Raw genomic sequence first — 22,530 nt, forward strand, 5'->3', positions numbered from 1 at the left:
GAGTCCATCGTATCGGACTCGCGAGCAAAAGGGTGCTGCAGGCACGCGCCCGACGGATTTAGCGGTCGGCAACGGCGATCGATCAGAAGCCGTGGTCGCCCTCGAGCAACACGAGTTGCGTCCGGTCGTCGACCCGCTCGTACTCCATCGAGACGAGTTTGCCGACGACGCTGCCCTGCCCGTAGACCTCCTCGGCGCGGGCGTCCTCGAGGGGGTAGGCGTACTCTCGGACGCGCTCGACGGCGGCGTCGAAGTCCGCGACGATCTTGTTGGTCGAGCCGACCAGCACGAGATTCTTCGCGCCGAAGGCCCACGCGCCGACGCCGTTGCCCAGGGCGTTGGCGCCGAGCAGTTCGCCGGACTCGGCGATGGCGTTGACGCTGTCGAAGAAGACGTCCGCCGTGGTCGCCTCGCGGCGGGCCTCGGCGCGCTCCTCGTCATCGGCGATCTCTTGGACCTTCGCCCCCAGGTACTCGAACCCGTCGCCGTCCTCGAGGTCGTCGGTGAAGCCGATCTCCTCCAAGGTCGTCGAGTGGCCGTCTATCACCGTCGCGCCGTCGGGGATCTGCTCGCGGAGGTGCTCGCGAGCCGCGTCGTCGTCGTCGAAGACATGGACATCGATGTTGCGGTCCTCGACGTTCGAGACGACCGTCTCGATCGTCTCCTCGTCCGGGGCGGTATCGAACCGCGAGGAGTCCACCTCGAGGTCGTCGACGAAATCGTCCTTCGTGTAGTAGTCGTCGCTCATCCGTCCGATTGTTCGACCGCCCGACCGATCAAACGCCGGCCTTGCCTTGCAATACCGGTCTCGGGGCTCGAGCAGTTGGCTCACTTGTGCTCGGGTGCGATTCGATCGCCGCGGCTCGGTAGCGGCGAGCGGTTATCGCGTTCGCCGACGGTTCGACTCGAGCGCCAAACGTCTCCGCACGTACGACTGGCCGTTTGATAGGCCACGAGGAGCGGAGCGATCGACAGTTCGTGGGGTATCCGTGAACCGTTATCTGACTTCGACGTCCGTCACTCCGACCACTTTACCCACAGACCGTCAGGCAGCGAACATCGCTATCGATGCAGTGACTGATTGCCGTTTGCTGTAACGCAGGTGAGCGTCCGTTGTTGTCGTCTCGAATCTGTACCTTGAGCAGCAGGTACGAGCGTGACCGATGAATTATTTAACCCATCCGAACCATGGTATATATATATATGAGAGAAAGGGTTAAAGCATATGGTTCAGTCCTAGTCTTAGTTGCATATGTAATAAGTGGTAGTATTGCAGCAGGTATGTTTATAAATGGGGCCTGGATATTGGATAAAATTGGGCTAGTAGGCCTCATTATAGAGATAATTGTAATCAACATCTGTGCGGTTTTATCCCTTCTATATGACATTTCAGGAAATGCTAAGAAGGTATTCGAAGGACAGGTATAGTCACCAGAATTGCATCTATTAGTTGGTGAAAATTAATTTACCTTTCCGCAATCCGTAACTAAAATGGCTGTGTTTTCAAACTAAATACCGGACATCCGTTGAACAGGCACAATTCCACGATCTTTTGTCCATGGTATTGTGCCGTCGCTTAAGATCATGGCCTTCCAACGATCGCATTGCCTGTGGTTCTAATTCATCCGGCAATTCATAGGAAGGTTTATATCATGGCGAGGTTGGGTTGAACAGAGCAGATTTTGAACAACTTCGGAGAGGGTCTACCTGTCTACTTAACAAGGCACTGTCCAAGACATTGGCGTGATAGACACGAATCCTTGAAGGAGGTGTCTTTACGCCCTGTTATTTAAGCAAACCTACGATAACTCTATATCTATCGACATTCCAGCGACTCGTGGCAAAACAAGAAGCAGACTCAAGGTACCGAAGATACGAGCACCGTTAATTTGTATAAGAGGAAGGATGAACCTAATATATATATATAGTAAGTAAGGAAATTTATGATTGGGAGCCCCAGAAATTTTTTATACAGAGTTCGCGTATAGATGAAATAATGCCCACTATTGATACTGGATTCGGGAATGAGGTCTCGATTGAACTCGGTGCACTCATCGTCGCAATCGCGAGTTCGACAGTATTGTTGGCATTTTTTCTCCTAATCGGACGGAATCCGGTCCTGAGCGTCTTCGAAGTAATCCTTAGCGGAGTTGTGATGGGGACAGCGTACTATCTCGGTCTCAGAAAACGCTCATAAGAAAACGACATTTCTCACTTTTTAAGAACTTTCGGGTTGGTTACTAATTATTTCATCTGGCGAAATATGATTAAATACACTGATGTCTTATAGTAAAAATAACCTATAACTCCGTTTTGTTTCTATAATTGTGGAATATCGACGTCGAGCGGACTTCCGGGCTTCTCATTGGGCCCACAGATATCAAGTCCAGTTCCCTTACAGATGGTTGCAGCGACGGGTTCAGCGCACTGCGGAGCCTTGCTGGCCACCCAACATACAGCTCCGACGAAAGCTACGCAACTATATCCACCGATGAGAGTGATTCCGAGGAGACCACAGAGGAAACCACCACCTGCACCGCAGAGGTTCCGACAGACGAGAGTCGAAGCGTAATAGCAACCGTTACACGTACTAATATCTAACTCAGCCGGGAAATCGTCTGGAATGCTGGCAGCGGGGGTGATTCCCTGAGCCGACGACCGCTGATCGAGTTCCGTAATGAATTGTTCCGTAACACGGGGATCAGATTCGATTACTTTTCGCTCGATTTCCTGTTCTGCATTATCCGCTGTGTTTCCTCCAAACGCTTGCACTTCTGTCCCCGCCTCAGCGCTTGAATCGGCGATCTCGAAACGGATAGTTTCCTCGGGGATACCGTTCCTGTCTAGATGCTCGATATCGAAATTAGCGAAAATTATATTATTGTCGCTCAGATCGCGACCAATATGAATCGAGGCATGCTCATCACCATCGCCGCCAACCAAGTTGTAGGAAGCAACTTCACGTCGGAAGGAGCCAGCTTCAGTTTCCCCAGCATAAATATTATTCGTTTCCCATTCGAGAGAATACCCTTCCGACTGAGCTCTATTTAGCAACTCACCGAATTCTGCCGTTCGAGCCAAGTCAGTGGCAAGCGAAAGTTTTCGATCACCTTCGAAAATTTCGACGGGATCTTCCTCAACGACATCCCCTTCAACTGCCTCGGCGGCTGCAACGTTAAGCGACATTGTTGAAAGGACACCAGTTACTGTTGCGCCTCCACCGATCTTTTTTAGCACGTTTCTCCTGTTGATGTCGTCTCCTGACATACATGAATAAATCTATTACGCCACAACTTAATATTTTCTAATTAAATTTATTTAAATAAATAATAAATTATATAATATAGCGTACGAATAAATTTCTATATTTATATTATATAATTCGATTATTTTTGATGGTTATGATATTCCCTTGAGTTATTCAGTTTGCTATCGAATACATAGGTATAGTGGCTTGACTCGAGACTGCAGTTCTCGACGACAGTCGCTCTCAGTCGAATAGGTCATTCTGTCGACATACTTCCCTTTCGCGTCGAGATCGAACTCAGGACTTCAACTCCGCCACCAATTACATTCGTAAAAACCGTTCTGTCGTGCAGTCCTAGAAGATTACTGCCGTCGTCTTCGGCATCTCTCTCAATCGATTTGCTCGGTACACTTGACCAATCCTCGTACGAGGTGTCTCGATCAGTACGCTGCCGTTCGACCGAGCGACAGCACGCACCACTGTACGCCGAATCAACGAGTACAAACTGCCGATCGAAAGCGGGACTCGAGAACGCCGCAATCGCTACCGAAACGAACGCGACCGGACCTAGAGATACCCCAGATCCGCCAGTCGCTCCTTGGTCCCCTCGCGCATCTCGACCTCGCCGCTGTCGCCGGCCTCGGCGAGCGGGTCGAACCGCTCCTCGAGGCGCCGCTGCATCGCTCGCACCCGCTCGGGCTCCCGTGCGGCGATGTCGTCGCGCTCGAGCGGGTCGGTCTCGACGTCGTGGAGCCGGTCGTACCCGTCGTCGCCGCGGACGTACTTGGACTCCTTCGTGCGGACGGCCCGGAGGCGACGGTCGTAGTCGTAGACTCGATCGGGAATCTCCCCGAAGCGGGCCTCGAGGCGGTCGATCGAGGGTTGGGGAGCGACGTACTCCGCGAAGACGGCGTCTCGAGGGTCGTCGTCTGACGCGGGGTGGAACGAGCGGCTGGACCACTGCGCGCGCAGTTCGGGGTCGTCGATTCCGGCGGTCTCGAGCAGCGTGGCGGGAAGGTCGAGCAACTGAACGAGGTCCTCGCGCCGGCCGCCGTCGGTGAAGGGACCGCCGTGGCAGACCAGCGGGACGTTGATCAGGGTGTCATAGAGGTTGTACTGGTGGCCGAAGAAGCCGTGTTCGCCGATGTGCTCGCCGTGGTCGCCACAGACGACGAGCAGGGTGTCCTCCCACTCGCCGGCGTCCTCGAGGGCTTCTCGGAGCCGTCCGAGCTGTTCGTCGACGTAGGCGAGTTCGGCCCGGTAGAGCCCGCGGAGCAGGTCGAAGTCCCGTTCGGAGAGGTGGTAGTCCTCGCAGTCGTAGGCGCGGGGATCCTGCCGGACGGCGAGCGCCTCGTCGACGCTCGCGCCGTCGGGGAGGAACCGCTCGGCGTACTCGCGGGGCGGGTCGTACTCGACGTGGGGCTCGATGAAGTTACAGAACAGGAAGAACGGCCGGTCGTCGCGGCCGTCGAGCCAATCGGCGATCCAGGTCGTCGACCGGTCGGAGCCGTCGTCGCCTGCAGGCTGGAGGGCCTCGCTGTAGAGGATGTTCGCGGCGTTGACCAGCGGGTTGCCGTCGAAGAGCCGGTTGCGGGTCGCCTGGAGTTTCTCCCGGAGGTCCTCGCCGCGAACGACGGCGCCCATGTCGGCGTCGGACTGGATGTACTGCCAGCCCTTCCGGAGGTCGTCGAAGCCCCGGTCGAAGCCGAACTCCTCGGTGATCCAGGTGTTGTTCGAGACGCCGATCGTCTCGTATCCGGAGTCAGCGAAGGACTCCGGGAGGGTCCGCAACTCGTCGTCGAGATAGGTGTGGCCGCCGTGGGTGCCGTGCTCGGAGGGGTAGGTCCCGGTGAACATCGAGGCGTGAGACGGGAGCGTCCAGGGGGCGGTCGCGAAGGCGGAATCGAAAACGGTACCGTCGTCGGCGAGTCGGTTCAGCGCCGGCGTCGTCTCCGGACCGGTGCTCGTCGAACGCGCCGTATCGAGGACGACGAGCGCGACGTTCCGCACGGTGGAATGTGACTTCGGATCACGTCCGTTGGCCGACGCTGCGTCGACATCTGCAGAATCGGATGAATCAACTGACTCAGCCATACTGCCATTACTCCCACCCTCGGAGGGAAGGTCATCAGCCCGGAGTATGCAGGTGGTTCACGATATTGGAACGCGTTCGCCCAATCGACACTCCGCCTCGAGAGAGGCTCTTCCGAACGGGCGCGTCCAAATCGTTACTCCCCTCGTCGCCGTAGACGGCGGTCATGTCATCGCACATCGTGCTGGTTCACTGCCACGACCTGGGGCGGTACGTCGGATGTTACGGCGCGGCCGTCGACACCCCCAGGATCGACGCGCTCGCGGCCGACGGCGTTCGGTTCGATCGGCACTTCGTGACCGCCCCGCAGTGTTCGCCGAGTCGCTCGAGTCTCATGACGGGACGGCACCCGCACCAGAACGGGATGCTCGGACTCGCCCACGGCAACTGGGAGGTCGGCCCTCACGAACGGTTCCTGCCCGAACTCCTCGGCGAGGCCGGCTACGAGACCCACCGCTTCGGCCTCCAGCACGTCACCGAGTTCCCCGACCGACTCGGCTACGATCGGACGCACAACGAGGAGTCCCTGACAAGCGAGACCCCGACGTCGGTCCACGAGGGCGCCCGCGCACGCACCGTCGCCGACGACGTTGCGGAGTGGCTCGAGGCGAGCGATCACGACGACCCGTTCTTCGCGTCGGTCGGCTTCTTCGAACTCCACCGCGTCGAGGAAAACGGCGGGTTCAGCTTCGAGGGCGAGGGGTACGACGCCCCCGATCCCGACGCGGTCGAGCCCCTCGAGTTCCTCCCCGATCGGCTCGGAATCCGGTCGGATATCGCCGGAATGAACGGGATGGTTCGCGCGATCGACGACGGCGTCGGGGCGATCGTCGCCGCCCTCGAGAACGCGGGCCTCGCCGAGGACACCCTCCTCGTCTTCACGACCGAACACGGGCTGGCGATGCCCCGCGCGAAGGGCACCTGTTTCGACGCCGGCATCGAGGCGGCCCTGTTGATGGCCCAGCCGGGAACCATCGAGTCGGGCCGGGTCGTCGACGACCTCGTGAGCAACGTCGACGTCTTCGCGACGCTGCTCGATATCGCGGACGCGCCGGTTCCCGGCGTCGACACCGACGGGGACGACATCGCGGGGCAGAGCTTCGCGCCGCTGTTGTTCGACGGGAACGGCGGCGGCGCGAACGAAGCCGCCGGTAAGGACGCGTACGAGCCGCGCGACCGGGTCTTCTCGGGGATGACCTGGCACGATCGATACAACCCGATCCGGTCGATCCGCACGGATCGGTGGAAGTACATCCGGAACTTCTGGCACCTGCCCGCGGTCTACCTGACGACGGACGTCTTCTGCAGCGCGGCCGGTCGCGAGGTCCACGAGGACTACTACGGCGTGCAGCGGCCCTACGAGGAGCTGTACGACCTCGAGGCCGACCCGCTCGAGCGGGATAACCTCGCGGCGGGAGACGATCCGACGGACCCGGCCACCGAGACCGTTCGCGACGAGCTTCGAACGGACCTGCTCGGGTGGATGGACGCGACCGGCGATCCGCTGCTCGAGGGGCCGGTCCTGCCGAACAACTGGGAGACGGTCCACCCGCGGCTGGAGGACGACCGCGACGACATCCGACGGTGATCCCGACCGATAGTACTCCCCCGCGGACGAATTCGAACGCGAATGAGCGATGTCGTGAGTCTCGGCAGCGTCAACGTCGATCGGACATAGTACCTACCCGTCGAGCGGATCCGCGACCGTCGCGGGGTCGCTCGCGACCGACCCGAATTCAGGCCTCTGAGAGGGTATTCACGGGATAACTCGAGCGGAGCGGGACGAAAACGAGTGTCCTGTCCCTGCTGGTGGCTGGGATTGCCACTCCCTCTCCAGCCGATTGCTGCTCACGGTTCCGCTTCGACCCGCTCGAGAACGCGCTCGAGCGACGTGCTCATCAGTTCTCGATACCGCTCGTAGTCGGCCTCGATCGCCACCTCGCCGTTGGCCGCGTCCCCGGTCACGCCGTTCTCGTCGACGACCAGCGCGCCCCGCGCGAGGTCGCCGTCCGCGCCGACCTCCATCGGATACGCTCGGGTCTCGAGCACGCCGTCGTCGATCAGCGCTGCGATCACGAGCGCGTCGTGGATCGCGGCCGACTCGATACCGTAGCGCTCGAGGCGGTCGGCGTCGTAGTAGGTGAGCCACTCGTAAAGCGACCGTCCCAGCGGCCCGTCCCGCTCGAGCCCGTCGACCCGCTCGGGCGGGACCGCGGCCCGCGCCGTCACGTCCAGCCCGACGATCGTCGGCTCGCAGTCCCGGACGACCCGGCGGGCGGCGTGGGGATCGGAGTGGAAGTTCGCCTCCGCCAGCGGCGTGACGTTCCCCGACGCGAAGGCCGCGCCGCCCATGACGATCAGTTCGTCGAGTAACTCGGGCAAGGCGGGTTCCATCGCGTGGGCGAGCGCGACGTTCGTCAGCGGGCCGAGCGCCGCGAGCGCGAGGTCGCCCTCGTGGGCCCGTGCCTGCTCGACGATGCGCCGTGCGGCGTGGACGTCGCCCAGCTCGGTCGCCGGTCCCGGATCCGGGAGGTCGCCGCGGAGCCCGCCCTCGCCGTGGATCTCCTCGGACGTCTCGAGGTCGACCAGCAGCGGGCGGTCGGCGCCCCGCGCGACGGGGACGTCCGTCCGGTCGACCGCCTCGAGGATCGCCCGGGCGTTTCGCGTCGTGTCCTCGACCGGCGCGTTCCCGTGGACGGTCGTCAGCCCGACGACCTCGAGGGACGCGTGCTCGAGGGCGGCCAGGAGCGCCACGGCGTCGTCGCAACCCGGATCCGTATCGATCAGCACGGGGCGGCTCATGCGGGATGTCTCGGGGCTTCCGGCGGATAAGCGGCCGGATCGCGGTCGCCGGGCGGTCCCGCCGCCGCGAGAGCGCCTCGTCGCTCAGTCCGTCAGCTCACCGGCGATGTCGCTCCCGCTCATGATCTCCGGGATGACCACGGTATCGGCGCCCGCGCGGCGGGCCGTCGACGCGTACGTCTGCTCGCCGACGCGGACGATGAGCGTCGCGTCGGGGGCGAGTTGGCTCGCGAGCACGCTGATCTGGAGGTTGACGTTCGAGTCGTCGATCGCCGCGACGACCGTTCCCGCGTTCTCGATCCCGGCGCGCTCGAGGGTCGGCTCCTGGCGCGCGTCGCCGTCGACGACGAGGTGGCCGTCGCGTTCGACCTGACTCGCTTTGTCGTCGTCGCTCTCGATGACGACGACGTCCTTCCCCGCTCCGTTCAACTGGTATGCGATGGTCTCTCCGAACATGCCGTAGCCGCAGATCACCACGTGGTCGGAGAACGTCGCTATCTTCTTCTCTTGGGTCACGCGTTTGAGTTCCTCCGTGAGCTGTCCCCCGAACAGGGCCGACGCGACGGTCTGGCCGATCCAGAGCCCGGTCACGATCTGGGCCAGTCGGGAGACCACCGCGAACCCCTTGGTCACCGTCTCCGGCCCCTCGTTGTCCCGGAAGTGGATCCCGATGTTCTCCGGCGTGATCAGCCAGTAGGCCGCTTCGACGATATCGATCCCGGCGAGCGCGACGAAGCCGGCGATCGTCACCGCGACCACCCCGACGAACACGACCATCGGCAACAGCGCTCGTCGCAACAGCGGCCGCTTCGACAGCGCCCCGCCCTCGGCGGAGGACATACCTGCAATAGCGGAAAAGGTGATCATGAACGTCACGACCGCGTCAATTATCGGGAGGACTCCGAATCGCGCGGATTCGGCGCAGGTCGGCGCGGGTCGACGGCCCTAACACGTTGGCCGCCCACCCTCGAGTCGATGCCGACCCGCGCGTTCCGGATCGCCTACGACGGGACCGGCTACCACGGTTTCCAGCGCCAGCCCGACGTCCCAACCGTCGAGGACGCGATCTTCGACGCCCTGCGCGATCTCGAGGTGCTCGCCCCGGACGCCGATAGGCCCGACGGTTACGCCGCCGCGGGACGGACCGACGCCGGCGTCTCCGCGCTCGCCCAGACGGTCGCCCTCGAGGCGCCCGACTGGCTGACGCCGCGAGCCCTCAACGGCGAACTCCCGGCCGATATCCGCGCGTGGGCCGCCGCCGACGCGCCCCGGGAATTCCACGCGACCCACCACGCCGAGCGCCGCGAGTACGCGTATCACCTGTACGCGCCGCCGGCGGACTCGCGTCGACGCGACCGAGCCGCGCCGGCGGGCGATCGCGCCGACGATCGAGGCGCCTCCGGGCGAAACGCCGTCGACGACGACCGCTTTCGGGCCGCCTGCGAGGCTCTCTCCGGCAGCCACGACTTCCACAACCTCACGCCGGACGACCGAAACACCGAGCGCTCGCCGACCCTCGAGGCGACCCGCGACGGCGACTTTCTCGTCCTGACCGTCACCGCCGGCGGCTTCGCCCGCGAACTCGTCCGCCGGCTGGTCTCGCTCGCCCGCGCGGTCGGAACCGGCGACGCGCCCCTCGAGAAGATCGACCGCGCGTTCGACCCCGAACCCCTGCCCGGCCACGAGGGAGTCGCGCCGGCGGCGCCGGAGCCGCTGGTCCTGACCGCCGTCGACTATCCCGACCTCTCCTTCGAGATCGACGAGACGGCGGCCGCGAGCGCCCGCGAGATCTTCCGCGAGCGCCGGATCGAGCGACGGACGAGGGCTCGAGTCGCGGGCCGGATCGCGGACGGCGTCCGGTGAGCGCACCGGCCGTCGGACGGACGCTTTTTACGGTCGGGACCGACAGTCGGCCGTATGGAACTGTCTCCCGACGAGTACGGCGCCTACTGGCGGGGCTCGATCCGCGTCGCGGCAGGCGTCTGTATCGTCGTCTTCGGCATGCAACTCGTCTCGCCGCTGCTGTCGGGGCCGACCGCCGGCGCGGTCGGGCTCGCGGTCTTCCTGCTGGCCGCGCTGATTCTCGCGGGCTCGTTCGTCGCGATGCTCGGCGTCGCCCGCGTCGTCCGGACCGCCATCGACGCCGAGATGCGCGGGTGACGGTCGAGTCGACTCGGCTCCCGCTCCTCCGCGACCGAACCGATCGGTGAACAGAGATAAATCCGTCCGGATCCTCGACCCCGGTATGAGCGAGTCCGCCCAGTCCCCGGAAGACGAGGTCCGCGAAGCCGTCTCGCTGTTCCTCCAGCGCAACTTCCCCCAGATTCAGGCCCACGGCGGCGACTCGTCGATCACCGCCGTCGACCTCGAGGAGGGGTCCGTCGAGATCAACCTGACCGGCGCCTGTAGCGGCTGCGGCGTCAGTCCGATGACGACCCAGGCGATCCAGCGTCGCCTCCCCGGCGAGATCGACGAGATCGATTACGTCTCGGTGACGACCGGCTTCGACGGACTCACGGAGGGGACCTCCCGGGATATCTCGGACGACGTCCCGTTCTGATCCTCGCGGTTCCGCCTCGAGGCTCCGTTTCGGTCAGTCCCACGCGTCGGGCCAGATATCGGCGGCGCGCATCCCCGGCTCGTACTCCTGTTCTCGCAGCCGCTCGCGCAGGTCGTCCGCCTCGATCCGCGCCACGTCGGCTCGGGTGAGTTCTCGCACCAGTAGCGCGGTCAACACGGCGTGTTCGCGCAGGTTTCGCCGATCCACTTTGTCGCGCGTATCGGCCGTCGTGTGCGTCCAGCCGCGGCCGCGCTCGCCGCCCTCCGGGGGTTCGCTGTGGAGTTGCAGTGCCGGCACGCCCGCCCGCAGGAACGGCCAGTGGTCGCTGAACGGGTGGGGGTCCGGCTCGTGGACGACCGGCTGGCCGACGGCCGACGTCACGTCCTCGGTCAGTTCCTCGAGGTCCTCTGAGCCGTGGGAGAGCGCCCGCAGGTTGCGAAACCGGCCCGCGCCGTCGACGTTGACCACCGCGCGAACCGACTCGAGGTCGAGTTCCTCGGCCATCGCTTCGGCGCCCAGCAGGCCGATCTCCTCGCAGCCGACGCCCGCGATCCGGACCCGACGGTCGAGGTCGTCCTCGAGGGCCGAGAGGATCGCCGTCGCGCCGGCGACGGTCGCGATCCCGCAGCCGTTGTCGAGCGCGCCCTCGGTGATGTCGTGGGCGTCGTAGTGGGCGACGACGAGCACCTCGTCGTCGGTATCCGGACCTACCACGCCGTGGACGTTTCGACTCGAGCCGTCCGTCGTCGTCGCGTCGACGCGGAGCCGGGCTCGAGCGCCCCGCTCGGCGTAGTCGGTCAACCAGTCGTGGGTTTCGGCGCTGACGCCGACGCCGGGAGCGGCGGCCTCGGCGTCGAACGCCAGCGCTCCCGTCGGGGGCAGTTGTCCGGACACGTGGTTGGCGAAGACGAAGGCCTCCGCGCCCGCGGCGACGGCGTGGCCGAACTTCTCCATCCGATGGACGAACCGCTGGTCCCGCGGCGTCGTGGTGCTGGCGACGGCGATCGCCCCCTGCAACTCGGCGTCCGCGATCTCCTCGGGGGTGCCGTAGCCGACGTCGACCAGCGGGCCCCCGACGTCGCCGGCCGGCGAGTACGGGAGCGCGAGCGCCTCGAACGAGCGGTCGGGGATTTCGCGGCGGTCCGGTTCGTCGTCTTTCCCGTGCTCGCCGCCGACCACGGCGAACTCGGTCGAGCCACGTTCCCAGTACTGCATCGAGAACTCCTGTTCCCGCACGTCCTCGAGGCCCGCGTCCGAGAGCGTCTCGCGAACGATATCGGCCGCGTGGCGCTCGTTGGGCGAGCCGCCCATCCGGTGTGGCAGTTCGGTCAGCCGCGTCAGCAGCGTCCAGGCTCGGTCGTCGGTCCAGGCGCGGCCGAGCGCGCGCTCGAGCGCCGGCTCGCTCTCGCTCTCGTTCATATCCGCCTTTCGTCGGTGAGCGAAAAAAGCCGCGGGGCTGCACGCCATCGGGCGACCGTCTACCGCAGGCGCCTAGTCGTCCGCGTCCGCTGGTTCGGGCACCTCGGACTCGTCGATGGTGGCGTCCGGCTGGAGGATGCGCTGGAAGTCGAAGTCCGCGAGCGGCCGGTCCTCGGCGACGCGCTGGGGCCAGTCGGGGTTAGCGAGTGCGCCCTTCGCGAGGGTGATCAGGTCGGCGCCCGCTGCGACGGTCGCGCGCGCCGCGTCCGGGTCCTCGAGCGCGCCGTTGGCGATCACCGGAACGTCGCCGTACCGGTCGGCGAGTTCCGTGAGCGTCGGGCCGCTCTCGAAGGCGGGCGTCGTCACGTCCTCTTCGGTGACGTGGAGGTAGTCGGCGCTGGCGTCGGTGAGTCTCTCGAAGATGACTTCCGCATCGTCCTCGCCGCCGGGCCAGCGGTAATCGGGATCGTTGACCTTGCTCTGGGAGATCCGAACGCCGACGACGAACTCGTCGGGCGTCGCGGCCTGGACCGCCTCGAGGACCTCCGCCGTCAGACGGATTCGGTTCTCGACATCGCCGCCGTACTCGTCGTCGCGCTCGTTGGTGTACGTCGTGAGGAACTGGTCGAGCAGGTAGCCGTTCGCGCCGTGGACTTCGACGCCGTCGAAGTTCGCCTCGACCGCGCGCTCGGCGGCCGCGACGAACTTTTCGATTACGTCCTCGATGTCGTCCGTCGTCGCGGCGCGGGGCTCCGGAAACTCGCCGCTCCCGCCGTACATCTCGAGTTGCTCTCCCTTCGGTCGGACCGCCGACGGTGCGAGCCGCTCGTCGGTGTAGCGGTTCCCCTGCGAGAGCGCGCCGGCGTGCATCAACTGGGCGACGATCGGCGCGCCCTCGTCGTGAACGGCGTCGGTAACCCGCCGCCACGCCTCGACGTGGTCGTCGTTCGCGATTCCCGGCTGGTCGTCGTATCCCTGACTGTACGCCTCGTCGGGATAGGTCCCCTCGGTGATGAGAAACGAGAAGCCGCCGCGGGCGAACTTCGCGTAGTAGCGCGCCATCTCGGTCGTCGCGCGGCCGTCCGCCGTCGCGCTGGTTCGGGTCATCGGTGCGAGACCGACCCGATTCGGCAGCGTTTCGTCGCCGAGGTCGACGGAATCGAACAGAATATCGTTGGAAGTGTTCATCGAGCGCTGTTGACCGGCGACGCGTAAAAGCGGCGGGCCGTCGTGTATCGGCCGCGAAATAGCGATTATAAACCGAGACGGACCGGTGGCGTCTCACCGGCGCTGCCGCGGTCGGTTTTCCCTCTCCGATACGCTTTACCACCTACGTTCCGAAACGCGTCCTATGAGTTCCGTTCCCGAACGCTCCGAGGTCGACGAAGAGTATACCTGGGACCTCGAGAGCATCTACGCGACCGACGACGACTGGGAGGCCGCCTACGAGGCGGTCGCCGAGCGCGTCGACGAGCTCGCGACCTACGAGGGCCAGGTCACCGACGACGCCGAAACGCTCCGTGACGTCCTCGAGTTGCGCGACGAGATCATGCGCGAGGTGTCGACCGTCGCCGCCTACGCCCGCATGCGCCGCGACGAGGACACGACCAACCAGCAGTACCAGGCGCTGACCGCCCGGTCGCAGTCGCTGGCCGCCGACGCCCAGTCCGCGGCGTCGTTCATCGACCCCGAAATCCAGGAGCTGACCCGCGAGGAGTTCGACGCGATGGTCGACGAGGTACCCGCCCTCGAGACCTACGACCACTATGTCGACGACGTCCTCCGGATGAAGCCCCACACCCGCTCGGCGGAGGTCGAGGAACTGCTCGCCGACCTGAGCGAGGTGACCGGCGCGACGGGCGAGGTCTACAACATGCTCGCGAACGCGGACATGGAGTTCCCCACCGTCGAGGATCCCGACGGCGAGGACGTCGAGATCACCCAGAGCAACTTCGTCAACCTGCTGAAGCGGCCCGACCGCGAGTTCCGTCGAACGGTCCACGAGGAGTACTACGACGAGTGGTCGGCCATGCGAAACACCGTCGCCTCGGCCTACAAGAACAGCGTCAAGGCCGACGTCAAGACCGCGCGAGCCCGAAACTACGACACCGCCCGCGAGGCCGCCCTCGACGGCCCCAACGTCCCCGTCGACGTCTACGACACCCTCGTCGAGACGGTCCACGACAACATCGACAAACTCCACCGCCACGCCGAACTGAAGGAGCGGGCGCTGGGCACCGACGACCTGCAGATGTGGGACGTCTACATGCCCCTGACCGGCGACGAGGGCCCCGACCTCGAGTACGATCAGGCCACCGAGTACGTCGTCGAGTCGCTGGCGCCGCTGGGCGAGGAGTACCAGTCCCGCGTCGCCGAGGGACTGGAGTCGAACTGGGTCGACGTCTACGAGAACGAGGGCAAGCAAGCGGGCGCTTACTCGGGGGGCACCTACGACACCCAGCCGTTCATCCTGATGAACTATCAGGACGACATCTCCTCGATGTACACGCTGGCCCACGAACTCGGCCACTCGATGCACTCCGAACTCACCAAGGAGGAACAGCCCTTCGTCTACTCGAGCTACGAGATTTTCGTCGCCGAGGTCGCCAGCACGGTCAACGAGGCCCTGCTCACGAGCCACCTCCTCGAGACCGTCGACGACCCCGAGTTCAAGAAGCACGTCTTAAACGAGTTCTTGGAGCGCGTTCGTTCGACGCTCTACCGCCAGACCCTCTTTGCGGAGTTCGAACACGAGACCCACCGCCTGGAGGAGGAGGGCGAACCGCTGACGGCCGACCGACTGGACGACCTCTACCGCGGACTGAAAGAGGACTACTACGAGCCCGCGGTCGTCGACGACCGCATCGCCCGCGAGTGGATGCGCATCCCTCACTTCTACCGCGCGTTCTACGTCTACCAGTACGCGACCGGAATCTCCGCGGCGCTGGCCATCGTCGACAACGTGCTCCCCGACGGCGCCGGCGGCGACCGGAACGCCGACGCCGCCGCGGACTATCTCGAGTTCCTCCGGCGGGGCTCCCGGGAGTACCCGCTCGAACTCCTGCGGATCGCCGGCGTTGACATGAGCAGTTCGGGACCGATCGACCGCGCCCTCGAGACCTACGGGCAGCGACTCGAGGAGATGGAAGCGCTGATGAAGTAGGTCGAGTCGGCCGGCGACTCGAGCGGTTGGTCCGCGCTTTCACGCTCTCGCTTCCGTTCCGTCTCGCTTTTCGCACTGCGCCTCTCGTGCTGTCGTATCCGCTCCCCCGACGGTTTCACCATCCAGACAGACATGAAAGAGGTACAATCAAACCACAACCACTACTTGTATTGATAGGTATAGGGACGTAACGAATGGTAGCGATCGAGACGACGGGACTGACGAAACGGTACGGAGCGACGGTCGCCGTCGACGACCTCGAGCTCTCGATTCCCGAGGGATCCGTCTACGGCTTTCTCGGCCCGAACGGCGCGGGGAAGACGACGACGATGCGGCTGCTGACCAGTCTCACCCGGCCGACGGAGGGGAGCGGCGCCGTCGCCGGCGTTCCGATCACGGACCGGACCGCGCTCCGACCGCGCGTCGGCTACCTCCCGGAGACGCCGCCGCTGTACGAGCAGGCGACCGGCTTCGAGCAACTCGAGTACGTCGCCGGGCTGCGGGACCTCTCGTCGGCGGCCGCCCGGGAGCGGATCGAGTCGTTGCTGGCGGACCTCGACTTGCTGGCCGACGCCGACGCGCTCATCGACGACTACTCGACGGGGATGCGCCAGAAGGTCGCCTTCGTGCAGGCCGTGCTCCACGACCCCGACGTCGTCTTCCTCGACGAACCGACGTCCGGGCTGGATCCGCGAGCGGCCAAGACGATCCGGGAGCGAATTCGTAGCCTCGCGGACGGAGGCACGACCGTCTTTCTCTCGACGCACATCCTGCCGGTCGTCGAAACGGTCGCCGACGCGGTCGGTATCCTCTCGGACGGGCAACTGGTCGCCGAGGGTGCGCCCGACGCGCTCGTCCAACGGGCCGAAGCCGGCGACGACGGCACGCTCGAGGACGTCTTCTTCGAACTGACCGACGCCGACCCTCTGGGCTCCGCTCGTGATGGTGCCCGCGGCGATACCGAAACTGCGGAGGCGACCCGTGACTGACTCGAGTTGGGCCCGGACGAGCCTCCGTATCGGCGTTCTCGAGTTTCGGCGGTCGGTCCGCGCGCTCCGCCGGAATCCGCTTCAGGCCGCCATGATCGGCTTCGGCATGCTCGTCCCGACGCTGATCGGCGGCTTGGTCGCGATCGCGTTTGCCGAGCAACTCGGGGACATCGAGACGTTCCCGGCCCCCGATTACGCTCGGGGACTGATCGCGCTCTTCTGGCTGTTCGGGGTGTTTCTCGTCGGTCAGCGCGTCGTCTCCGCGCGCACGCGAATCGAAGCCGAACCGTTCGTCCTGACGACCGTCCCGGAGCGAACGGCCGCAATCGGGTTGGTCGTGGCGGAGACGTTCCGATTGCTCGCCTATCTCGGCCCGCCGGCGGTACTCGTAACCGGAATCTGCGTCGTCCTGTTCGGCTCGCCGGCGGCCCTCGTTCTCGTGCCGCTGACGGCGTTGCTCTTCGCGGCGACCGTGGCCGTCACGGGGTCGGCCGCCGGCTACGCGGTGGCCCTGCTCGTGGCGACGTCGCCGTTCGTCGCCCGCCACCGGACCGTCCTCGGAACGGTCGCGTCGCTGCTCGGAATGGGAGGGTATTTCCTCGCCATGGGGATCGGTCCGTTCTCCTTCGACCAGTCGTCGCTCGCGTGGCTGCCGATCGGGTGGTTCGCCGACCTCGCGCTGGCCGGCTCCGGACTGCTATCGGCACCGCTGCGGTGGATCGGCTCCCTCTGTAGTAGCGCGGCGGTGCTGTCCGTCGGCGGACTCGCCGTCAACCGACTGACGGCGACGCTGTGGTTTATCGACCCGGTGGACGTCGTCGCGGACGAGTCGGACCGGAACGAGGACGGTGCGGCGGAACCGATCGCTCGTCGCGACGCGCTCGCGGCCGCCGCGGCGCCGCTGCCGGTGCCCCGACTGCTATCGACGCCGACGCGACGCGTTGCAGAGTGGTCGCTCCTTCGAACGCGACGCGACCCCAACCGGTTGACGTTCCTCATGATTCCCCTCTTCGCCGGCGGGAGCGCGGTCGTCAATGCGGCCGTCCAGGCCGGCTCGATCAAGACGGTGGCCGCGCCGCTGTGTGCCGTCGCGCTCCCGTGGGCCGTCGGCTCCCTGTTCGCGATGAACCCCTTCGGCGACGAGGGCGCGGTGCTCCCGGTAACGCTGACGGCCGTCCCGGGCTGTCAGTACGTTCGCGGCCTTCTGGTGCCGGGCCTGCTGATCGGCCTCCCGCTCGTCCCCCTCGCGACCGGGCTCGCGACGCTCGTCTCGCCGTACGCGCTGCTCGAGCGCGCCGGCCTGATCGCGCTAAGCGGTTTCTTGACCTGCGTCGCGGTCGCGATCACGCCGCTGATCGGGATGACGTTCCCACGGTTCAGCGCCATCTCCGTCGGACGGAGCCGCGACGTGATCCCGCCGCGGATGACCGCCGTGACTCTCCACGCCGCGCTGACGGTCGTCCCCGGAACCGTTCTCGCGGGACTCGTCCTCGCCCCGGAGCTGACGCGAGCGGCGCTGGCCGGCCTCTTCGGAAGCCTTCCGGCGGTCCTGTTGGAACTGCTCGCGGCCGCGACCGTCGACGTCGTCGCGGCGCCCGCCGACTGGTTCGCCGCGCTCGGCGACTGGATCGGAAGCCTGGACCTCGCGGTCCTGCGATTCGGCGGTAGCGGTCTCGTTCTCTTCAGCGGCCTCCTCGTCGCGGCGCTCTCGTACCGCCGCGCGATCGGCCGTTTCGAGCGGTACACGACGGCCTGATGCGATTCGGACACCCACCTTAGGTGTCGATTCGCACGGTCGCTCGAGCGGATCGAATTCGAACCGTCCGGTTCGGGCCGACTCGAGACGCCCGCTCGAGTCGTCCTCGTCGCCCCTGCAGTTCGCTCTGAGTCCCCGTATATCGCGGGGTTGAGCCATCGTTCGTGGGGTTCGAAAACCATCCGGGACCCAAAGGCACATTTATCGTCGGGGACTTACGAGCGTACGTCAGGATGTCTCGAAGCCCGTCTATCCCCGACCGACCTCACCGCGATATCGATCCGGATCTCCCCGACGACGAGCGGCTCGAGGCGCTCCGCGATCACTACCAGGACCTCGTGGACGTCAACGACCAGCTGTCCGAACAGCTGGACGACGCCGACGAACGCCGGGAGCAACTCCGCGAGCGCGTCGACCGCATCGAGCGCGAAAACGAGACGCTCAAGAGCTCCTCGCTGTACATCGCCACCGTCGAGGACGTCCTCGAGAACGAGGAGGTCATCGTCAAACAGCACGGCAACAACCAGGAGGTGCTGACCGACGTCTCGCCGCGGATCGTCGAGCAGATCGAGCCCGGCGACCGCGTCGCCGTCAACGACTCCTTCGCGATTCAGACGGTGTTAAACGCCGAGACCGACGCGCGGGCCCAGTCGATGGAGATCACCGAGCGGCCCGAAGTCACCTACGCCGATATCGGCGGCATCGACGAGCAGGTCCGGGAGGTCCGCGAGGCCGTCGAGCAGCCGCTGGCCGAACCCGAACTGTTCACCGAGGTCGGGATCGAGCCGCCGAGCGGCGTCCTGCTGTACGGCCCGCCGGGGACGGGCAAGACGATGCTCGCCAAAGCAGTCGCCAACGAGACCGACGCCACCTTCATCAAGATGGCCGGCTCCGAACTCGTTCGCAAGTTCATCGGCGAAGGCTCGCGGCTCGTCCGCGACCTCTTCGAGATGGCCCGCGAGCGCGAGCCCGCCATCATCTTCATCGACGAGATCGACGCCATCGCGACCCGCCGCTCCGAGTCCAAGACCTCCGGCGACGCCGAGGTCCAGCGGACCATGATGCAACTCCTCTCGGAGATGGACGGCTTCGAGGCCCGCGGCGAGATCCGCATCATCGCCGCCACCAACCGCTTCGACATGCTCGACCGCGCGATCCTCCGGCCCGGCCGGTTCGACCGCCTCATCGAGGTGCCCGAACCCGACCGCGACGGCCGCGAGCAGATCCTCCAGATCCACACCCGCGGTATGAACGTCGCCGACGACGTCGACTTCGCCGCCCTCGCGGACGACACCGAGGGCTACTCCGGGGCCGAAATCGAGAGCCTCTCCACTGAGGCCGGCATGTTCGCCATCCGCAACGACCGCAACGAGGTCACCCACCAGGACTTCGTGGAGGCCCTCGAGAAGATCGAGGAGGACGACTCGAGCGACGTGGTTTCGTCGCCCGGGTACTTCTACCAGTAACGAACTTTTCCTCTGCGGGCGCGGCTTCGCCGCACCCTCGGGAAAACTTCGATGAAAAGCACTCCTCCTTCCGTTCCGCTCACCGCGTTCGCTCCACATCAGTCGTCGGCCCGCTCGAGAGCGCCTGCGGCGCTCTCTCGCGGCCGGTGTCGGTGGACTGCCTGCCCTCCCCCGACTCGCGACGCCCTCACTTCTTCGGGCGTTGCTCGTGGCCACGAATTCGTTCTCGGTGTCATCGGTTCGAGCCACTCTCGGATCGCAACGCCTTACGCCGTCCGGTCCCGAACTCGGGTATGAGCACGATTCGAGTCGTCTGGGGGTCCGCGTCGGCCCCGACGGCAATGGCCTCCTACGACGCCGCCCTCGCCGAGGCCGGCGTCGAGAACTACAATCTGGTTTCCGTCTCCTCGGTGATCCCGGCCGACGTCGACGTCGAGGCCGTCGGGACGGCGCCCGACCTCGGCCCCGTCGGCGACCGACTGACCGTCGTCGAGGCGCGGGCCACGATCGCGGGACCGGGACAGGTCAGCGCGGCGCTGGCGTGGGCCCAATCGGCCGAGGGGCCGGGGCTGTTCTACGAGACTGCCGGCGAGACGGATCAGGCCGACGTCGAACGCCGGGTTCGCGAGGGACTTCGCGCCGGCCAGGAGCTTCGGGACTGGCGGTTCGCCGATCCGCAGGTGGCCGTCGAGAGCCAGCGGGCCGAACCGGGAGAGCACACGACCGCCGTCGTCCTCGCGGTGTACGGCGAGAGCGAACCGATCTGTTGACGCGCTGTCGGAATTTCCCGAAAGCGAATCCTTTTGACGCGTCGGTGCGTTGCTACCAGTACACACTTCTCATGAACGGAAATACGCCGTACGCCGGGCTGCCGGGAGAAACGGGTGCTGGTCAGCGTGCCGCGGCGGACGTTCCGGACCTCTCGCGGACGCAAAAGCGCTCCCTCCACCGCGACGTCTCCCGAATCGCCGCTCGAACCCGTGACTTCCTCCCCGACGAATACGTCGTCGACTCCGAGGTTTCCCAGAGCATGACCGGCCCGCAGGTCACCGTCGCCGTCCGCCCGCCGATCGGTCACGCCGTCAGCGCCGGCTTCACGCCCGACTTAGAGGAGGTCGCGGCCGGCGACGCGGTGATCACCGCCGACGAACGCGACGAGGTGGCCCGCGGACTGGCGGCCAGCGCCGCCCTGCAGGTCAAGCAGGCGATCAGCGACAACGTGACGCCGACCGCGAAGTAACTCGAGCCAGCACGGACCCGCACGGCGGGCTCGTCTCGATTCTCGACTTCCACCAGCACGTAGCAGCCGGTATCGCTGCTCTCAGCACCGTACTCGGTTCGTCGATCGACCGAACTGGCGCGTAGGGTTCGGATTCACCGGCGGTTACAGGAATCAGCCGCTCCGCCTGTACTACTTGCTGGCCAAAGTCATACCGTAGAATCACTTATAATATCCGAGAGAAGAGTTCGATATGACATATCAACCGTCACGTCGGGAGTGGTGGGCGACCCTTCATCCGGCCGGTCGGCTCGCCGTGATCGGATTCGTCACGGCCGTGTTTTGGGCGGGCTATCTCATGATCGCCTACCCCATACCGCCGATAGCGGAGTTCTCGACCGTCGTACTACTTGCCGTTAGTTCGGGCGTGATTTTCCTCCTCGCCTGGAGCGGCGGTTTCGACTCCTGACTCGAGCCGTTAGCGCTTCCGTCCGACGAAAATAGCGGCGAAACGGTGATCACAACGGACAGCTGACTATCGTACGGTATTGTGTCCGGCTCGTCGTCCGGGTCGACGTACTCGTCAATACAACAGTTGCTCGAGTTGGTGTCGCCGTCGCTCGAGATCGATCGTCGGTTCGACGTCGGGATCGTCGACCAGTCGGTCGAGTACGAGCAGCGGGTCGGTCCCCGCGCGCTCGACGGCTTCGAGGAGGTCCTCGATCGCGGCCCGGTTCGTCGCCAGCGACGAACACAGGTCCACGGCGAGGGCGAACGGGACCGCGGCGTCGGGGGCGGTCGGATACGTGTCGCTCACACGGGTAAAATTCGGTTCCTCGAGCGGGCTGCCACCTTCGGGATCGACGGTCAAACAGCGGGTACAGAGCGTCCCGTTCGGCGACTCTCCCGGCGCGTGCTCGCGGTACTCTTCGGGGATCGAAAAGACGACCGTCGGTGAGCTACATGCTGTACAGGCCATGGTCGTAGCAGGTGCGTGGGCCGCGTGCGATCAGTCGCCGCCCGGCACGCCGCCCGCGGTCGACTGTTCCATGTCGGGTTCGGCCGTGTCGCCGCTCTCGTCGTCCGGGGCGACCTCGTCCTCGTCCTCGGCTTCCGCTTCTTCGGCCTCGCGTTCTTCCTTCTCGGCCTGTTCTTTCTTCTCCTTGATCTTCTTCAGTCGGAACGTCTCCTCGCGTTCTTGCTCCTCGAGTTTCTGCTCGATGTACTCCTGGCCCTCGTAGAGGTCGGGCAGGAGCTTGAACTCGAGGGCGTTGACGCGGCGCTTGGTGGTCTCGATCTCCCGGAGCATCTTCTTCATCGCCGTCTCGACCTCGGCGGCGAGGATGATGCTCTCGAGTAAGTCCTCGTAGGCCTCGGCGGCCTCGTCGATGCGGGCGGAGGTGCCCATGATCCCGTAGCCTCGCTGATCCAGACTCTTCGAGACGCGCGAGGACTCGATCTGGGGCACGACCACGCCCATGATGTTCTTCGATTCGGTGGTGATCTCGGGGTGTTCCTGCAGCGCGGCGGCGGCCCCGCGGACCGCGACGTCGCCCTCCATGGCTCGGGCCATGTTGATCTTCTTCTGGGCGTTCTGGTAGTCCTGTGCGAGGTCCCCGCGGACGTCCTGGGCCTTGTCCAGGATATCCATGAACTCCATGATCAGCCCGTCCCGTTTCTTCTCGAGCGTCCCGTGTCCCCGCTCGGAGAGTTCGATCCGATCCTCGATCTCCATCAGGTTCTTGCGGGTGGGCTTGACGTCCTTGGCCATCTTGTGGAGGGTTTGCGCCCCCAGTCGGATAACTGTTTACAGTTTT

The 22,530-nt window shown here is 65.0% G+C and carries 20 protein-coding genes; 11 read left to right on the forward strand and 9 right to left on the reverse strand.

Translation table 11 applies throughout. The annotated features are described in order from the left end of the window. Positions 1–82: 82 nt before the first annotated feature. Positions 83–748 (reverse strand): LUD domain-containing protein, encoded by a 666-nt coding sequence (locus tag C477_RS06865; protein ID WP_008893729.1) that lies wholly within the window; start codon positions 746–748, stop codon positions 83–85. A 455-nt stretch (positions 749–1,203) separates the two neighbouring features. Between C477_RS06865 and C477_RS23435 the strand changes: the two genes are divergently transcribed. After that, positions 1,204–1,428 (forward strand): hypothetical protein, encoded by a 225-nt coding sequence (locus C477_RS23435; protein WP_152423289.1) that lies wholly within the window; start codon positions 1,204–1,206, stop codon positions 1,426–1,428. 891 nt (positions 1,429–2,319) lie between these two features. Here C477_RS23435 and C477_RS22820 read toward each other — a convergent pair. Both C477_RS22820 and C477_RS06870 read right to left on the reverse strand, forming a co-directional pair. Further along, entirely contained in the window at positions 2,320–3,267 is a 948-nt protein-coding gene (locus C477_RS22820) for a halocin C8-like domain-containing protein (RefSeq protein ID WP_083870254.1), read from the reverse strand. Between the two features lie 547 nt (positions 3,268–3,814). Further along, positions 3,815–5,341 carry a sulfatase gene (locus C477_RS06870; protein ID WP_193366254.1) on the reverse strand — a complete coding sequence of 509 codons (1,527 nt, stop codon included), beginning with the start codon at positions 5,339–5,341 and terminating at the stop codon, positions 3,815–3,817. 164 nt (positions 5,342–5,505) lie between these two features. Here C477_RS06870 and C477_RS06875 point away from each other — a divergent pair, with 164 nt between their 5' ends. Beyond that, positions 5,506–6,927, forward strand: coding sequence for a sulfatase family protein (locus C477_RS06875; RefSeq protein WP_008893731.1), 1,422 nt, complete (start codon positions 5,506–5,508; stop codon positions 6,925–6,927). Between the two features lie 260 nt (positions 6,928–7,187). Here C477_RS06875 and C477_RS06880 read toward each other — a convergent pair whose 3' ends face one another. Further along, entirely contained in the window at positions 7,188–8,141 is a 954-nt protein-coding gene (locus C477_RS06880; RefSeq protein ID WP_008893732.1) for a nucleoside hydrolase, read from the reverse strand. 84 nt (positions 8,142–8,225) lie between these two features. Then, positions 8,226–8,981, reverse strand: a complete 756-nt coding sequence (locus C477_RS06885) for a potassium channel family protein (RefSeq protein WP_049914367.1) — start codon at positions 8,979–8,981, stop codon at positions 8,226–8,228. A gap of 135 nt (positions 8,982–9,116) precedes the next feature. Between C477_RS06885 and truA the strand changes: the two genes are divergently transcribed. The 3 genes from truA to C477_RS06900 all read left to right on the forward strand — a co-directional run bounded on the left by truA (position 9,117) and on the right by C477_RS06900 (position 10,701). Further along, positions 9,117–10,004, forward strand: a complete 888-nt coding sequence (gene truA, locus C477_RS06890) for a tRNA pseudouridine(38-40) synthase TruA (protein WP_008893734.1) — start codon at positions 9,117–9,119, stop codon at positions 10,002–10,004. Positions 10,005–10,058: 54 nt separating this feature from the next. Then, positions 10,059–10,301: a hypothetical protein gene (locus C477_RS06895; RefSeq protein ID WP_008893735.1), complete on the forward strand. Its 243-nt coding sequence runs from the start codon at positions 10,059–10,061 to the stop codon at positions 10,299–10,301. A gap of 85 nt (positions 10,302–10,386) precedes the next feature. Next, positions 10,387–10,701 carry a NifU family protein gene (locus C477_RS06900; protein ID WP_012944488.1) on the forward strand — a complete coding sequence of 105 codons (315 nt, stop codon included), beginning with the start codon at positions 10,387–10,389 and terminating at the stop codon, positions 10,699–10,701. A gap of 33 nt (positions 10,702–10,734) precedes the next feature. On the opposite strand, the gene C477_RS06905 is transcribed toward C477_RS06900, so the two are convergent. Next, positions 10,735–12,120, reverse strand: a complete 1,386-nt coding sequence (locus tag C477_RS06905; protein ID WP_008893737.1) for a M28 family metallopeptidase — start codon at positions 12,118–12,120, stop codon at positions 10,735–10,737. A gap of 72 nt (positions 12,121–12,192) precedes the next feature. Next, on the reverse strand, positions 12,193–13,308 hold the full coding sequence (locus C477_RS06910; RefSeq protein ID WP_008893738.1) for an oxidoreductase: 1,116 nt from the start codon (positions 13,306–13,308) through the stop codon (positions 12,193–12,195). A 163-nt stretch (positions 13,309–13,471) separates the two neighbouring features. On the opposite strand from C477_RS06910, the gene pepF reads away from it, so the two are divergent. The 6 genes from pepF to C477_RS06940 all read left to right on the forward strand — a co-directional run bounded on the left by pepF (position 13,472) and on the right by C477_RS06940 (position 20,734). Continuing rightward, positions 13,472–15,283 (forward strand): oligoendopeptidase F, encoded by a 1,812-nt coding sequence (gene pepF / locus C477_RS06915; RefSeq protein WP_008893739.1) that lies wholly within the window; start codon positions 13,472–13,474, stop codon positions 15,281–15,283. Between the two features lie 194 nt (positions 15,284–15,477). Continuing rightward, a complete protein-coding gene (locus C477_RS06920; protein ID WP_008893740.1) occupies positions 15,478–16,272 on the forward strand; it encodes an ABC transporter ATP-binding protein in 795 nt (264 codons plus the stop codon). Next, entirely contained in the window at positions 16,265–18,028 is a 1,764-nt protein-coding gene (locus C477_RS06925; RefSeq protein ID WP_008893741.1) for a hypothetical protein, read from the forward strand. Before C477_RS06920 ends, C477_RS06925 begins: the two co-directional genes overlap by 8 nt. 233 nt (positions 18,029–18,261) lie before the next feature. After that, complete coding sequence (pan2, locus tag C477_RS06930) at positions 18,262–19,494, forward strand: proteasome-activating nucleotidase Pan2 (protein WP_008893742.1); 1,233 nt, start codon at positions 18,262–18,264, stop codon at positions 19,492–19,494. Positions 19,495–19,787: 293 nt separating this feature from the next. Then, the gene (locus C477_RS06935) at positions 19,788–20,264 is read left to right on the forward strand and encodes a pyruvoyl-dependent arginine decarboxylase (RefSeq protein WP_049914370.1); all 477 of its coding nucleotides are present in this window, start codon (positions 19,788–19,790) and stop codon (positions 20,262–20,264) included. Between the two features lie 71 nt (positions 20,265–20,335). After that, a complete protein-coding gene (locus tag C477_RS06940; RefSeq protein WP_008893744.1) occupies positions 20,336–20,734 on the forward strand; it encodes a DUF5811 family protein in 399 nt (132 codons plus the stop codon). A gap of 562 nt (positions 20,735–21,296) precedes the next feature. Here the strand turns inward: C477_RS06940 and C477_RS06950 are convergent. Both C477_RS06950 and C477_RS06955 read right to left on the reverse strand, forming a co-directional pair. Continuing rightward, positions 21,297–21,692: a DUF6276 family protein gene (locus C477_RS06950; RefSeq protein ID WP_008893746.1), complete on the reverse strand. Its 396-nt coding sequence runs from the start codon at positions 21,690–21,692 to the stop codon at positions 21,297–21,299. Positions 21,693–21,722: 30 nt separating this feature from the next. After that, positions 21,723–22,484: a V-type ATP synthase subunit D gene (locus C477_RS06955; RefSeq protein WP_008893747.1), complete on the reverse strand. Its 762-nt coding sequence runs from the start codon at positions 22,482–22,484 to the stop codon at positions 21,723–21,725. Positions 22,485–22,530 lie beyond the last annotated feature (46 nt).

The sequence above is a fragment of the Haloterrigena salina JCM 13891 genome (assembly GCF_000337495.1).
GTDB classification, from domain to species: domain Archaea; phylum Halobacteriota; class Halobacteria; order Halobacteriales; family Natrialbaceae; genus Haloterrigena; species Haloterrigena salina.

Excerpts from the sequence above, each read along its gene's own strand:
- C477_RS06865 (WP_008893729.1), bottom strand. The coding sequence starts at position 748 with ATGAGCGACGACTACTACACGAAGGACGATTTCGTCGACGACCTCGAG.
- C477_RS23435 (WP_152423289.1), top strand. The coding sequence starts at position 1,204 with ATGAGAGAAAGGGTTAAAGCATATGGTTCAGTCCTAGTCTTAGTTGCA.
- C477_RS22820 (WP_083870254.1), bottom strand. The coding sequence starts at position 3,267 with ATGTCAGGAGACGACATCAACAGGAGAAACGTGCTAAAAAAGATCGGT.
- C477_RS06870 (WP_193366254.1), bottom strand. The coding sequence starts at position 5,341 with ATGGCTGAGTCAGTTGATTCATCCGATTCTGCAGATGTCGACGCAGCG.
- C477_RS06875 (WP_008893731.1), top strand. The coding sequence starts at position 5,506 with ATGTCATCGCACATCGTGCTGGTTCACTGCCACGACCTGGGGCGGTAC.
- C477_RS06880 (WP_008893732.1), bottom strand. The coding sequence starts at position 8,141 with ATGAGCCGCCCCGTGCTGATCGATACGGATCCGGGTTGCGACGACGCC.
- C477_RS06885 (WP_049914367.1), bottom strand. The coding sequence starts at position 8,981 with ATGTCCTCCGCCGAGGGCGGGGCGCTGTCGAAGCGGCCGCTGTTGCGA.
- truA (WP_008893734.1), top strand. The coding sequence starts at position 9,117 with ATGCCGACCCGCGCGTTCCGGATCGCCTACGACGGGACCGGCTACCAC.
- C477_RS06895 (WP_008893735.1), top strand. The coding sequence starts at position 10,059 with ATGGAACTGTCTCCCGACGAGTACGGCGCCTACTGGCGGGGCTCGATC.
- C477_RS06900 (WP_012944488.1), top strand. The coding sequence starts at position 10,387 with ATGAGCGAGTCCGCCCAGTCCCCGGAAGACGAGGTCCGCGAAGCCGTC.
- C477_RS06905 (WP_008893737.1), bottom strand. The coding sequence starts at position 12,120 with ATGAACGAGAGCGAGAGCGAGCCGGCGCTCGAGCGCGCGCTCGGCCGC.
- C477_RS06910 (WP_008893738.1), bottom strand. The coding sequence starts at position 13,308 with ATGAACACTTCCAACGATATTCTGTTCGATTCCGTCGACCTCGGCGAC.
- pepF (WP_008893739.1), top strand. The coding sequence starts at position 13,472 with ATGAGTTCCGTTCCCGAACGCTCCGAGGTCGACGAAGAGTATACCTGG.
- C477_RS06920 (WP_008893740.1), top strand. The coding sequence starts at position 15,478 with ATGGTAGCGATCGAGACGACGGGACTGACGAAACGGTACGGAGCGACG.
- pan2 (WP_008893742.1), top strand. The coding sequence starts at position 18,262 with ATGTCTCGAAGCCCGTCTATCCCCGACCGACCTCACCGCGATATCGAT.
- C477_RS06935 (WP_049914370.1), top strand. The coding sequence starts at position 19,788 with ATGAGCACGATTCGAGTCGTCTGGGGGTCCGCGTCGGCCCCGACGGCA.
- C477_RS06940 (WP_008893744.1), top strand. The coding sequence starts at position 20,336 with ATGAACGGAAATACGCCGTACGCCGGGCTGCCGGGAGAAACGGGTGCT.
- C477_RS06950 (WP_008893746.1), bottom strand. The coding sequence starts at position 21,692 with ATGGCCTGTACAGCATGTAGCTCACCGACGGTCGTCTTTTCGATCCCC.
- C477_RS06955 (WP_008893747.1), bottom strand. The coding sequence starts at position 22,484 with ATGGCCAAGGACGTCAAGCCCACCCGCAAGAACCTGATGGAGATCGAG.